This window comes from Bythopirellula superficialaquae (genome assembly GCF_059632245.1).
Genome location: NZ_CP197426.1, coordinates 2,157,054 through 2,171,251, shown reverse-complemented (window position 1 = coordinate 2,171,251; position 14,198 = coordinate 2,157,054). Strand labels below are relative to the sequence as shown.

9 protein-coding genes are annotated in these 14,198 nt (G+C 55.6%); all 9 read right to left on the bottom strand.

The genetic code is table 11. The features are described from left to right. Nucleotides 1-46: 46 nt before the first annotated feature. The 9 genes from SH678x_RS08840 to SH678x_RS08800 all read right to left on the bottom strand — a co-directional run bounded on the left by SH678x_RS08840 (nucleotide 47) and on the right by SH678x_RS08800 (nucleotide 14,088). Nucleotides 47-646, bottom strand: a complete 600-nt coding sequence (locus SH678x_RS08840) for a LutC/YkgG family protein (RefSeq protein ID WP_496922535.1) — start codon at nucleotides 644-646, stop codon at nucleotides 47-49. Continuing rightward, nucleotides 639-2,048 carry a lactate utilization protein B gene (locus SH678x_RS08835; RefSeq protein WP_496922534.1) on the bottom strand — a complete coding sequence of 470 codons (1,410 nt, stop codon included), beginning with the start codon at nucleotides 2,046-2,048 and terminating at the stop codon, nucleotides 639-641. Before SH678x_RS08835 ends, SH678x_RS08840 begins: the two co-directional genes overlap by 8 nt. Continuing rightward, nucleotides 2,045-2,806, bottom strand: a complete 762-nt coding sequence (locus SH678x_RS08830) for a (Fe-S)-binding protein (RefSeq protein WP_496922533.1) — start codon at nucleotides 2,804-2,806, stop codon at nucleotides 2,045-2,047. The genes SH678x_RS08835 and SH678x_RS08830 overlap by 4 nt, the downstream gene beginning before the upstream one ends. Nucleotides 2,807-2,841: 35 nt before the next feature. Continuing rightward, nucleotides 2,842-4,098, bottom strand: a complete 1,257-nt coding sequence (locus SH678x_RS08825) for an L-rhamnose isomerase (RefSeq protein ID WP_496922532.1) — start codon at nucleotides 4,096-4,098, stop codon at nucleotides 2,842-2,844. A gap of 41 nt (nucleotides 4,099-4,139) precedes the next feature. Further along, a complete protein-coding gene (locus tag SH678x_RS08820) occupies nucleotides 4,140-5,600 on the bottom strand; it encodes a rhamnulokinase (protein WP_496922531.1) in 1,461 nt (486 codons plus the stop codon). Between the two features lie 12 nt (nucleotides 5,601-5,612). Then, entirely contained in the window at nucleotides 5,613-7,808 is a 2,196-nt protein-coding gene (locus SH678x_RS08815) for a bifunctional rhamnulose-1-phosphate aldolase/short-chain dehydrogenase (RefSeq protein ID WP_496922530.1), read from the bottom strand. Nucleotides 7,809-8,114: 306 nt separating this feature from the next. Next, nucleotides 8,115-11,321 (bottom strand): PEP-CTERM sorting domain-containing protein, encoded by a 3,207-nt coding sequence (locus tag SH678x_RS08810; RefSeq protein ID WP_496922529.1) that lies wholly within the window; start codon nucleotides 11,319-11,321, stop codon nucleotides 8,115-8,117. A gap of 273 nt (nucleotides 11,322-11,594) precedes the next feature. Continuing rightward, nucleotides 11,595-12,593, bottom strand: coding sequence for a PEP-CTERM sorting domain-containing protein (locus SH678x_RS08805; RefSeq protein ID WP_496922528.1), 999 nt, complete (start codon nucleotides 12,591-12,593; stop codon nucleotides 11,595-11,597). 337 nt (nucleotides 12,594-12,930) lie between these two features. Then, nucleotides 12,931-14,088: a XylR family transcriptional regulator gene (locus tag SH678x_RS08800; protein WP_496922527.1), complete on the bottom strand. Its 1,158-nt coding sequence runs from the start codon at nucleotides 14,086-14,088 to the stop codon at nucleotides 12,931-12,933. Nucleotides 14,089-14,198 lie beyond the last annotated feature (110 nt).

Sequence of the window (14,198 nt, the reverse complement as noted above, 5' to 3'; positions counted from 1 at the left end):
CTCACCAAGCTCCCCGCCGCTCGCGGCTTAGCGCTTCACTGCCGTCTCACCACCGCTCGACCAACACCACCGTCAGCGACCTTGGCCCCTGCGCGCCGATCACCAGCGATTGCTCGATGTCGGCCGTTTTTGAGGGGCCCGAAATAAAGCCGCTAAAGCCGCGACTGACGAAAGCACTTCCCAACCGCTCGTAAGCGAGATGCATGTTCGCGACGATCTCGCTCGCCTTCACGAGCACCACCAAATGCTGGCAAATAAAATAGATCGCGCGGTGCTTGAGATTCTCGTCGGTCACCCAAATTGCCCCGTTCTCGGCCACGCCAAACTGGCCAGCAAAGATCGCCACGTCGACATCCGCCAGCTCATGCGGCTCGGGGCAGTCGTTGATTTCGCGATTGCCCACGATGCCGTCAACCAGCGACACGATCACTTTGGCATCCTGCACCACAGGCAATTCACGCAAATAACGCTCCGCGGCTGCCACATCTTCGACCACCACGCCACGGCCGCCAACCATTTCCAGCACCGTCAAAAATTGCGCTCGCGGATCGGCGAATGTAACGCCATGCGTCAAATGCGACGGCAACTCCAGCGGTGCGGGCTGATTCGCACGCACACGTTTGAGAATCGTATCGCGACTACTCATGGCGATGTCCTTCTCGCCGTCGCGGTTTTGTTTGCTGATCGATTTGATACAACTCGCGGAAACTCTTCGCCGGGGGCGTTGGCAACTCCCGTTCACGCCCCCAGGCGTTAAGCGGATTGTAGATCATCCACCGCGGCAAAATCTTCAAAGCCATCCTTCCACACCATCCGGCGGCTCGATAGAGTAACGGATGCTTGAGCAAGATACCCGCCAAATTCATCGAAATCCGTTTGGACCACGGCAAGAGATCCTGCTCCGCCAACCTTCGACGCCACACATACAGCTGGTGATGCAAGTCTATCTTTACGGGACAAACATCGGTGCATGATCCGCACAAGCTGCATGCGCTCGGCAAGCTGCTATGTGCCGCGGGATTCATGAACGGATTCAAAATCGAACCGATCGGCCCCGGCACGGTGACGCCATAACTATGCCCACCGCTGCGGCGATACACCGGGCAGGTGTTCATGCACGCCCCGCAACGAATGCAATTGAGCGACCGCCGAAAATCACCACTCGCCAGCAGTTCGCTACGGCCATTATCCACGAGCACGATATGCAGTTCCCCACCCGGCCGTGGACCGTGGAAGTGCGATGAGTACGTCGTGATCGGCTGACCTGTCGCTGAGCGCGCGAGCAATCGCAGAAATACGCCCAAATCCGCCGCGCGAGGGATCAGCTTTTCGATTCCCAGGCATGCGATGTGCAATCGGGGCAGCGATGTGCCTAAATCGGCGTTCCCTTCGTTCGTACAAACAACCAGTCCGCCTGTTTCAGCAATTGCAAAGTTAACGCCCGTGATTCCCGCGTCAGCTCGCAAAAATTCTTGCCGCAAATGTTGCCGCGCGGCCTCGGCCAGATACTGTGGATCGGTCGCGCCCGCGGCGGTCCCCAAGCGATTGTGAAATAACTGGCTGACTTCTTCCTTCTTGATATGAATCGCGGGCAGCACGATGTGGCTGGGATGTTCATGACGGAGTTGAACAATCCGCTCACCCAAGTCGGTGTCCACCACCTCGATGCCGCGTTCTTCCAAATAAGGATTGAGACCGCATTCCTCGGTGAGCATCGATTTGCTCTTGGCCACGTGTTTCACACCGCGATCGGCAAGCAATTGATGCACGAGCGCGTTATGCTCAGTGGCATTCGCGGCCCAATGCACCACTGCCCCCAACCGCGTTGCCTGGCGCTCAAACTCTTCCAAATAATCGGCCAAACGGCTCAGCGTGTGCTGTTTGATCTGCGAAGCCTGTTCCCGCAAATCCTCCCATTCGGGAAGCGAATGCGCCATGCGATCACGCTTCGTACGCACGAACCACAACGCCTGATCGTGCCAATGGGCACGCTCGTCATCAGCAACAAACTCTGCCGCGGCAGTCGGATGATCGAGTTGCATGGTCATGATGCCGCCTTATTTTGAGCGCAACAATCGGCCAGAATCTCCGCGACATGCATTATGCGCAAAGGCTTGTGATCGCGTCGGATCAAACCGTCTAAGTGCATCAGGCATGACATGTCACCCGAAGTGAGCACTTCGGTGCCGGCTTGCAAGTGGTCGCTGATCCGGTCGCGGCCCATCATGCACGAGACGGCTTCTTCAGCGACAGCAAAGGTCCCGCCAAAGCCGCAACATTCGTCGGGCCGCTCCAACTGGGTAAGTTGAATCCCTTTGAGTGGTTCGAGCAGCGACCGCATTTTGTTGAACGGCTGGCCCACGACTTCGCTGCAGCTTCCTAGTCGCAACTCTCTTAAACCGTGGCACCCTTGATGAATCCCCACGCGATAAGGGAACCGGCCCGGGATTTCATCAATCTTCAACACGTCGACCAGAAACTCGCACAGCTCATAAGTCTTCTGCTGTAAATCGACATACGTGGGATTGTCGCCCAACAGATCGGCGTAATGATTGCGAACCATCGAAATGCAACTTCCCGACGGCCCGACGACGTAATCATACGGCGCGAACAATTCGACAAACCGCTCGGCAAGCGGCCGGGCTTCGTCGGCGAGCCCCACGTTGGCCATCGGTTGCCCACAACAGGTTTGCTGCGTGGGATAAACAACGGTCATGCCAAAGTGTTCGAGCACCTGGACGGTCGCCATGCCGACCTGCGGATAGAATTGGTCGATATAACACGGAATGAACAGACCAACTCGCATCGGCGAAATTTCTTAATCGATTAGGCGGCGGCAATTTAACGCTTGGCCAGCACGTCGGCTTCGTACTGTTTCACCTTGGCCAGCCACTGAGGACCGACCGGCACTTCCGACCGCTGGCAATAATAATCCCAAACCGCTCCCAACGGCTTGGTCTTCTGTTCCTCCAGCATAGCCAATCGACTGGTAAAGTCGCCAGAGAGTTCGATATCTCGTAAACGGTCAATCGGTTCCAAAAGGGCCGCCAGCAGGGCCTTGATCATCGCCCGCGTGCCGATCACCCATGCCGCAATGCGGTTGATGCTCGCGTCGAAAAAGTCGAGCCCGATGTGGACCCGCCGGAGATAATCGCCGCGAACAATCTCCTGGGCGACCGCAAACAGCTCGTCGCTCAAGATCACCACGTGGTCGCTATCCCACCGCACACCGCGACTGACGTGCAGCAGCACCTCGTCCAAATGGCACAAAACGGCGGATAGTTTCTCGGAAATCACTTCGGTCGGATGAAAATGGCCCGCGTCGAGGCAAAGCACCTTGTTATTCTTGATCGCGTAGCCCAAATAAAATTCGTGCGAACCAACGACGTAGCTTTCCGAACCGATGCCGAACAGCTTCGATTCAACCGCGTCGAGATTGTGATTTCGGTCAATCGACTCGGCAAAAACGGCATCGAGCGAAGCCGCCAACCGCTCTCGGGGGGCTTTGCGGTCGATTGGCAAATCCTTGAAACCGTCGGGGATCCAGACATTCGTGATGCAAGTCTTGCCGAGGGCTTGGCCAATCGCCGCGCCGATCTTGCGACAGGCAATGCCGTGATCGATCCAAAATTGCCGCACCTTCTTGTCGGGATGCGACAACGTGAAGCCATCCCCAGCGAGCGAATGAGCAAAATAGGTCGGATTGAAATCCATCCCCAGATGATTTTCTTGGGCCCACTCGATCCACCGCTGAAAATGTTGCGGCTCGAGCGCGTCGCGGTCGACTTTCTTGCCACCCGTCTCGGCATAGCAGGCATGCAGATTCAGGCGATGTTTCCCCGGAATCAATGAGAGTGCCTGATCGAGATCGCCACGCAGCTCATCGGCCGTGCGGGCCTTGCCGGGATAAGCCCCCGTCACCGCCAGACCGCCCCCCAGGTCTTCACCACTGTTTTCAAAACCGCCGACGTCGTCCCCTTGCCAACAATGCAAAGAGATGGGAATCGTCGCCAATCGCTCCAAAGCTTGTTCGGTGTCGACGCCGATTTCCGCGTATTGGTCCTTGGCGATTTCGTAGGCTTTCTCGATTTTCGACATGAGAATCTTTCCGGGAAAAGTCTTGAGCCGCGGCAAACTGTTTAGCTTGTTGCCTGCAGCGTGTTAATTTCTTCGCATTCAAACGATCTGGCAACAACGGACCGCAACTCGGCGGGATTGGCAATCTCGCCACTTCCCATCGCTTGCACGAGCAAATTGCCAATCGCTGTTGCTTCCACGGGGCCACAAATCACCGGTCGCTCGAGCGCCTCGGCCGTCATGCGATTGAGCAATTGATTTTTGGTTCCGCCGCCCACCAGATGCAAAACGTCGATCCGCCGGCCTAATATTTTCTCGAGTTGATCGGTCGTCTCACGATAACAGTGGGCAAGGCTTTCCAAGCAACAGCGAATGAGTTGACCCTTCGTTTCGGGCACAGGCTGGCCAGCACTCTGAGCATAACGGCAGATCTTCTCGGCCATATTGCCGGGGCTGGCAAACTCGGCGTGGTTGGGATCAATCAGAGTGCGGTGCGGCTCAGCTTGCTCGGCTTCGATCACTAGCTCGGCATAATCACGCCGTTCGCCTTGCAACTCCCATTCGCGACGAAGTTCTTGCAGCAACCACAGCCCCGCGATGTTCTTTAAGAATCGGACCGTGCCGTTGATGCCCCGTTCGTTTGTGAACGGCACTTGTCGCGCGGCGTCGGTGGCAATTGGCTCGTTTATTTCCGCCCCCAAAAGCGACCACGTTCCGCTCGACAAATACGCCCAGGAGCGCTCACCACTCGCCGGCACCGCGGCCACGGCCGAGGCCGTATCGTGCGAAGGTGGCAAAATCACTCGTACTGATTTGGGCACACCCGTGGCGGCGACAACTTCAGCGCGGATCGAGCCAATGTCGGTGCCCGGCTCGACAATGGGTCCCAGCATGTGTGTGGGGAGCCCGAGCTTTTCTAACAATGGGCGATCCCAATCACCGGTTTGTACGTCGAGCATGCTGCTGGTCGAGGCAATCGTCCGCTCGGTGCTCAACTCGCCTGACAGCCAAAAATGGAACAGGTCGGGCAAGAACAGAAGTCGCTCGGCGGCATCAAACAAACGCGGTTCGCGCTCGAATCGCGCCGCAACTTGGAACAACGTGTTGAGCGACATCAATTGAATGCCCGTGCGAGCATACAACTTGTCGAAGCCCCCCAGCTTTTCGAGTACCCGCTCGCAAGCTCCGTCGTTTTGCGGATCGCGATAACAGTGGGGCAGCGCGAGCAATTCGCCCGACTTACCCACCAGCGCCCAATCGACGCCCCAGGTGTCGACCCCCACGCTCTGCAATTCGACCTGATTCACCGCGCACCAACTCGCCGCGGTTCGCAGGCCTGTCAGAATGTTCTGCCAAATCCCGGTCAAATCCCACACCGGTCCCGCGGGGGTGGGACAGGCATGATGCTCGAAACGATGGACTTCGGCCAATTTCAAGCGAGACGGCTCACCCGCGAGCGTGCCGACAATCGCACGCCCCGAACTGGCACCAAGATCGATCGCTAAGTGAGCGGCTGTCGTCATGCGATTGGGTTTCTAACGCTGAAAAGCTTCGTGCAAACCGCCGTCGACACAAATGATCTGGCCGGTTGTCTTGCTCGATTTGCTGGAGAGAAGAAAATACGCCGCCTCGGCTTGATCGGCCGGCGTGATCGGCTGCTTGGTCAATGTCCGCTGGGCATAAAAATTGGCGAGCTTGCTGCGGAGGCCGTCGTCCGACTCGTCCTCGGCAAACGCGATGTTGTATTTCGTCAGCGAGGCTATCACGCGATCGCGAGGAAACATCGTCGAACCTTCGACGACCGTGGCGGGGGCAATCGCGTTCACCCGTACAAGTGGAGCGAGTTCAATGGCCAACTCGCGTACCAAGTGATTCGCCGCCGCCTTGGACGTGTCGTAGGCGAGCGAGCCTTTCTTAGCGACCATGCCGTTGACGCTGGTCGTCATCACAATTGACCCAGGCAAACCTTGCGCGACGAACACTTTGTTCGCCTCATCGGCGATGTTGTAGCTGCCGCGGACGTTGACTTCAAACGTGAGCTTCCAAGCATCGTCCGAAACACGCCCATCGCGACTGGGCGGCAAAAACACTCCCGCGGTCACCACCAAATTGTCGATCCCGCCATAGGCTAAAATCGTTTGTGCGAGCAATTCGTTGATCGATTCCCGCTTGGTTATATCGACAGCCGCGCCAATCGCAGGGCCACAACCCGAGATACCGCTGCCGGCCACGCCGATGCCTTGGCCGTATTTCTTGATGAGTTCTTGGGCCGTCGCCTCGGCCGCTTCGCGATTCAAGTCGGCACACACCACGTGAGCCCCTTCGCTCGCCACGCGATGGGCAATCACCTTGCCGATCCCCGAGCCAGCGCCAACCACGACGACAATGCTCCGAGCGAGTTCTTTTTCCGCCGGCATCCGCTTGAGTTTCGCTTCTTCCAACAGCCAATACTCGATGTCGAAGGCTTCTTGCTGGGGCAGGGCGATGTATTCGTCAATCGCCTCCGCACCACGCATCACTTCGACCGCACAGTTGTAAAACTCCGCCGTCACGCGCGACTCGCTCTTATTCTTGCCCCAAGCAATCATCCCCACGCCGGGAATCAAGATCACGGTCGGATTGGGATCTCGCATCGCGGGTGAGTTCGCATGCTTGCAGCGTTCGTAGTAATCGCGATAGTCGTCGCGATATTGAGCTAACCCCGCAGTCAGTTTTTCACGCAGTGCCGCGATGTCTTCCTGCCGAGGATTCCAATCCACATAGAGCGGCTTAATCTTTGTTCGCAGAAAATGGTCGGGGCAGCTCGTTCCCAACTCCGCGAGCCGCGCGGCATCGTAGGAGTTCACAAACCGCTGAATCGTTTCATCTGTTTGTACCGTTCCAATGAAGCGCGCCTGCTGCGAAACCTGACCACGCAGCCACGGCAACAATTCCACGAGCAAGGCATCCCGCGCCGTTGCATCCAACGGTTGATACTTCCGCCCACCGAAGGTTTGGTCGCCCTTGTCTTTGGATTCAATATATTCCGCGGCCTTGTCAATCAACGACAGCGTCAGTTCATAGCACTCTTTTTCGTCTTCGGCCCAGTTGATGAGCCCGTGTTGGCTCATCACCAAGCCTTTGAGGTCGGGGTTGGCCTCGACTTCACGCTGCATCAATAGGCCCAACTCAAATCCCGGCCGCAACCAAGGCACCCAACCGACTTCACCGCCAAAGATTTCCTCGGTGAGTCGTTTGCTCGCACGGCTGGCCGCGATGGCGATCACCGAATTGGGGTGCATGTGGTCAACATGCCGCGCAGGCAAAAACCCATGCAGCGGCGTGTCGATCGAACTCGCCCGTGGGTTGAGCGCGAAGGTGCAGTGCGGAAAGTAACCAACCATCGCGTCTTCCGCCGGCGTCTTGGGCCCGCGTTCGGCCTGGCTGCCGTAGACTTGCTGTAAGCCGATGAGCTTGTCCATATAGAGCGATGCAAAATTCTCCAGTTTGCTCGTCCGTAAATCCCCGCCGGAACCCTTCACCCACAGCACATCGACATCATCACCTGAGAGCGGATCAGCTTCCGCGAGCTTCGAAGAAGTATTTCCACCACCCGTGTTAGTAATCCGCTGATCCGCGCCCAAACAGTTAGAACGATAAACTAATCGCTCCGCGGGGCTGAGATTATCGGCAGTGGCATCATCCCAAAGGAAAGTAACATGGCGGAATTGATCGGTCGAAGCAGCGCTCATAGTGGAATTCTTAAACTTTGATTGGGTTCAGCGAGACCTGCTGAAACCGTCCATTATCTTTGGCCTAGTCGGAGTGTGTCAATCGACTGTCCACGTCTCACGGCACCGCAATTTTGCAGCTAATCATCCCAAATCCGCAGCCTGTGATAACACCTGCGCTTTGAATCAATCAGGCAAATTCAACAATTCGCCGCCAAGTTTTGCATCTGTTGCTGCGCATAAAAAAGCAACCCAACGACTTGTTGGTCGTTGGGTTGCTCAGTAAAAGATCAAGCATTTAAAGGTGAATCACGCACCCGAGTTGGGCTACGACCTTGCTTGTCGGCGTGATCCCAAGCACATCATGGCCAGACTGATCAGCACCATGCTGCTTGGTTCGGGCACCGAAGCCAAAGCACTGAGGGCACCGCCCACATACTTGAGCACGAGGCTATTTCCCACGATCTGCTTTTGGAAACCGGCCGCACCGGTTAAGGTCAAGCCGTTATCAGTAATGCCACCCGCGGCGGTCAACACGGTGTAGGTGCTGTTCAAAGCAGGGGAGAAGGACAACAGCGAAACGTTCAACGCACCACTCAGCGTAGCTGCACCGGTCACACTCAGCAAATCAATCTGAGCCGGCAACGTGCCAGCCAACTGCACACCGAGAATGCCGCCCGTGTTGAGCGTGAAACTGCCCCCCACGCTGAAGTCCCCAACTGTATTCAAACCACCAGCAGCAAAGGTGCCGCCCGTATTGACGACCAAGTTTCCGCCAACGCCACCGTTACCGCCGAGGGTACCCGCGTCAACGGTCGTCACGCCAGTCGTTGTATTCACGCTTTCCAACAACCAAGTACCGGTTCCATTCTTGGTGATGTTCACGACACCACCTTTGGCGGAATTGGCAATCACAGGACTCAAAATGTTGGCCTGGGCATTCGTGCCGCTCAGAGTCAGCGTCCGAGCCACTGTGCCCAAGACGAGGCGTGTGTTCTCCTTGTAGATAAACCCATAATTCGCACTGATGCCGATCTGCTTGCCATCACTACTCACGCCAGTCACGACCGTGGGTTGAGGTGGAGTCTGGGAATCCGTCGCAGGGATGCAGTTCGAACCATCGGGGGCGCAAGGTGCCTGTGTAAAGTCTGTAAAGATATTGGCAGGATCAGGGTCCTGAATGGTCATGCCGACGATCACATCACGCGAATTGGACACGTTATCAATCACATTGGGGCTCAGCGTAAAGTCGTCGAGTGTGCCCGTGATATCCGCCGCATCGGCACTCACGGCCGCACCCGTGTTGGTGAAATTCACGGCTCCCGTGCCCGAGGCATTCAAGGTGGCCCCGGCAGTACCGATGGTGAACAATCGGTCGGTCGAATGCCCCGTGCCTACATATTTCAAAGTCGAACCTTGAATCAACAGATTGGCAGCGGCATTGGAAGAATTGCCAATGCTGCTATTCGCACCACCGTTGGCCAGCGTGTTCACTTCCAAAGTCGGAGCAACCAAGCGATCAATAAATATTTCATCCGCGGCAGACGAATCTGCAGCGGCACGTTCTTGGTTGCTCTGTGTGTATTTGCTTTCGATGACGGTCGCCCCGCCGTAGCTATTGGCTCCCAAGAGCCGTACCGTGCCACCGTTGCGAACCGACAACGAGCGGGCGGCACCAGTGAGTTGAGCATTCGGCAAAGTCAGAGTCCCCGAACCACCACCAAGACGATATTGGTTGGCATTCGGAGTGAGCGTACCTGTATATGTCAAACCCGTTTCAGGAGCTGCAATACTCATGTTCTCAACATTGTTGAGTGCAGCCGCTGACAGGTTGATATTCACGTTGGCATCCGTGGCGGCCAACATCAAACCACCGGTGCTCGTGGGATCAATCTTGCCAATAAAAGTCGTGTTCGTCGTGATATTTTGACCAACCGGATGGACGTCCACGCCGACGGCACCACCAGTCGCACGAATATTCGCCGAGTAACCTGTGGCGACCGTTGTATTCACATTCAGCGAACCATTGTTGGCGTAATGCAGATTTCCCATCGTTACAATTTCAGGACCACTGTGATTGTTCGCACCAGGTGCCACGTTGATGACTAACACGCCCGTGCCAGTTTTTTGAATTCGACGATCTTGACCCGTTGCGCCAATTTCGTTGTCACTGATCGTACCAGTAATGAGTGTCTTACCCGTGCCATCCACGACAAAGCGACGTTCGAGGACTTCGTCGTCTTCCCAAATGTCCATGTCGCCACTCAGTGTAAGTGTCTTACCAGCTGGCAACATATTGATAATGCCACGATTGTTGGTTTGCGTGATATGACCGCTCAACTCAAGCGAGTGTTCACCTTTAACGGTCTGCCATTGGGCCATCACGATGTCGTTGGAGATCACACGGGCATCATCCGTCGATATCATGTTGTAGCCAAACGTGACTGGTCCGCTTTGGCGATAGTTAGCCTGTGGGAAGAAATCATCGTTCGGATCACCTGGCGTGCCATTGTCGTTGAGGATCTCGCTGGGCTTGCCGAGGGCATCATTATGGCCCAAGATCAAATTGCCGCGGCCAGCTCGGATGCTTCCCAAAAATGTATTCGAGTTGTTCAAGCGAATGGTACTCAGCGGCAGTAAAGATCCGGAACTCTGCGCGCCAAGTTGGAGATCGCCACCACTCCCCTGGAGAACGCCATCGATGACAACAGTTCCCTGAGCTTTAATATTATCATTAATCCGAAAATCGACGGCTTCAGCAGCATCCGAATTGGTAATCACAAGATTTCCATTCAAAGTCACTGTAAAGCCCGAATTGATGGCACGAAACGAAGAATTGCTCGCACCGGCGGCTTCGGGATCACCTTCGTAAGTCATGTTACCATTGAGCGTCAGGTTGGTTGTCCCGCCAAATTCCAACTGCTCATTCATAATGTGAATCGGAGCATTGATTGTATTGACCGAACCGACCACGCCGTTGGAAGCCACGCTCGGTGTACCGATGTTGAAGAGGCCCGTCCCCAAGCCGTACTGCTCTTGCCAGATTTCGAGGTCCAAGTTGTCGACGTCGCCGTCGAAATTGGCATCGCCGTTGCCGTTGTTCACTTGGCTCGTCGCACCAACATTCCGCTGCCAAATCAAAAAGTCTCGGCCGGCGACGGTCGTGCTGTTGTCGAAGTCGGCGTTGGCCGTTGTCGAAAGTACGAATGTATCATCGTTACGGAAAATCAGGCGGCCCGTGCCATTGATGGCCGTCGTCACCGCGGCGGAAGTCCCACCAATATCCAAACCGGCAAGAGTTGTGTCCGTCGCACCAATATCGACGGTCAATCCCGAGCCCAAGTTGACCGACAAATTCGCTCGCTTGAGCGAATCATTGGGAATCACGCCCCCCGTCCAATTTCCCGTCTCGTGCCAATTCTGGGGACCAGTCGTGCCACCCCAATTGATGGTCTCAACATCGGTTTCCGCATAAGCTGCTAAACTCGATGCCGCCAGCGCCATGGCTGCCAAGGAGCGTGTGATTTTTCGCATGGATATTGTCCTTAATGCTGAAGCAGATAATCGATTAGTCTGTGAATAGCCGTTCGTCGAGCGCGTTCCGTGCTCAACTGTTTCGGCAAACCGAGGGAATCATCGCCCACTCGACTCGGCTTGTCATTGAAGTCTCAACTTAGACAACTGCGGCAAGGAACGTGACTTCCGTCGTTCTTCGCATGAAAAGTGATTTGATGAACTCTCGTTCCGTGTGCTGGTAAATTGAGCAAAGCCCGCGGAAAGTTCCGCGGGCTTTGCTCAACGTTAAAACTAAACCCGACGGCGTCCCAACAGTGACAGACCGCACAGGCCAAGCAGTAGCATGCTGCTCGGTTCTGGCACCATCACCATGCGTGGAGCAAACGGCGTAGCGGCCGTGTTGGCGGCACCATTATAAGGCGAGCCCAGCGGATTGTTGGGATCCGTGTTATCGCTGTCATAGGCGGCATCCGTGTTCATAGGATTCTTCTCTTTGGAAGTCCAAACATAATTATGGTTCTGCCAGCCAACGTTGGGATTGGTCAAGTTATCGTGAGCCAAGGTTCCCAAAATCGTCACGGTCTGGTGACCAGTCGCTTGGGCAGCCACGATTGCGGCGTGCAGCGGGCTGCCGGGATTCACAACCAAGTCGAAATCTTCGCCCAAGGGGATCCGATTCTCGATGGGAACAGAACCCGGACCATTTCCATTTCGAGCCAAGCTGCGCAATTCGTTGTTACCGAGATAAGTAAAGTTCGCAGCGTTCACAATGATATCTTTGGTAGCCGTATTGAAGTCGACTTGCAAACCAGGAGCCCAGGTCGCCGGACTAGGACCACCGTAAGTCATCGTCGTTTCATTCCAGTTGGCCTTAGCGTTGTTGGGATTCAATACGTAGTAATCGAAAGATACATTGGGCCGATCAGCAAATTGGGCATTGTCCAGATCGAGGATATCTTCGATGCGATTGTTGCCAAGGTTGTTGAGCATCCAAGAGGTCCGCACCGTGATCGGATGGTTCAGATTAGCGGCATTGACACCTTGCACGCCAAACTTCATGTAGACATGGCCATTGTGATTGCCACTTGGTGCAGCGGGGTTGTTGGCGTTGGCCACCCGCATACCCAACTCAGCGCCATTTCCAAAAACGGTCGTCGGAGCCGCTTCGCGAACCTCCGCATCCATCCCGCCTGGATCAAACGTGCTGATCACGCGTGCCGAAGCACCCTGCGTTAGCGAGACAGCCAGCCCAAAGGCCAGCAAAACAGTCAATCGCAGTTGTTTCTTCATTAGTCATTACTCCCATTGGTAGACGCGACAGGCTACGAAACCCATCTGAAAAGTGATTGAGATAGTCAACGGAAAAGAACGTGGCGATATCTCCCCGTACCGTTGACCACGTCCTGCCCACGTGGTCGAGACAAGTAACTGAGCCCAAGGTATCCGCCACTTGAACGTCAGTCTTCGTTACAGACAGCCCAATAGCTCCAGCCATCTGAATTCAATCTAATTGACACTGCATTGCTGTAAACAAGCTCTTGCCGCATAATTCTTCCCTAAAAACGCATTGCACGATTCCGCGCTAAAATTGCGTTTCCCCGGAAGAAAACAACCCCAAAAAGCCTGTCTATGACTGAGCCGCTCGCCGATATTCGCGGGGGCTCATGCCGAAGTCTTGATGAAAAGCGATCGTCAATTGCTTCGCCGAAGTGAAGCCACTTCGCTGGGCAATATTGTAGATCTTAGCGCTCGGGTCGCTCGCGAGCAAACGCCGCGCATGCGCCAGCCGCTGCCGACGCAAATATTGATAAGGCGTTTCGCCCAAAGCATCACGAAACGCATACTCGAGCCATCGCCGCGAGACACCCGCATGCCGCGTGACTTCATCGATCGACAGTGGATCCTCGATGTGCATGTGCAGATAGTTCAGTGCATCGCGCAGTCGCGGGTCGGACACGGCAAACGTGGCGGTCGAATCGCGCTCCACAATTTCCAAGGGGGATACCGGCTCCGTCTCCAGCGGGACTTGTTCCCCTTGGATCATCCGGTCCAAAAGTTCCGCCGCCCGATAGCCTTCCAGTTGGTTATTGCGGGCGATGCTGGTCAGCGTCGGATGGACGTGATCGCAAATGATACGTTCATTATCCACCCCCACGATTGCCACTTCCTCGGGAATTTTGAGCCCCACCAGCCGGCAGGCATCGAGCACTTGTCGGGCACGGTAATCCGACACCGCAAACAAGCCAATCGGCCGCTGGAGGCTTAAAATCCACTCGGCCAATTCCCTGTTTTGCTGCAGCCATTCACTCCCCCCCAGGCGGAAGGTCGGCTTGCACAAGTAGCTCGATGGCTTGAAACCGGCTTCTTCGAGCCGATCTTCGAACCCCTTGCGGCGCTGATTGGAATAACCCACATCGCTCAAGCCATAATAGGCGAACGACTGAAAGCCCTTGTCCAACAAATGAGACGCCGCGATTCGTCCCATCGCCACGAAGTCGGCCGCACAACGGGGCACGGGCGTGGTCTCTAAAGCACAGGAAATATTGACTACCGGAATCGGCATCGCCGCGGCGCAGGCCGCTTCTTCTTCGGTACAAATCGCGGCAAGAATGCCATCGCCGGGCCACCCCACCAGATCGAGCACCGACATCGACAAAGCTTCCAGACCGGTGATATACGACCAGTTGCGATTCGTATCCTTCGCGTACTTCAAGACCCCTTCAAAAAACGATTCGCGATGAGGAAAGCGCGGATACGCGAGCGCGATTTCAAGGACTCGTTCCATGGTTTGTTCCCTGTTCACAGATAAGCTTTTGATAAGGCAAAAAGAAGCTGCGTCTTTTCGCCCTATTATTGCAAGAACAGCCCCTGCAATGCAAGGAAAAAGCAGCGTAT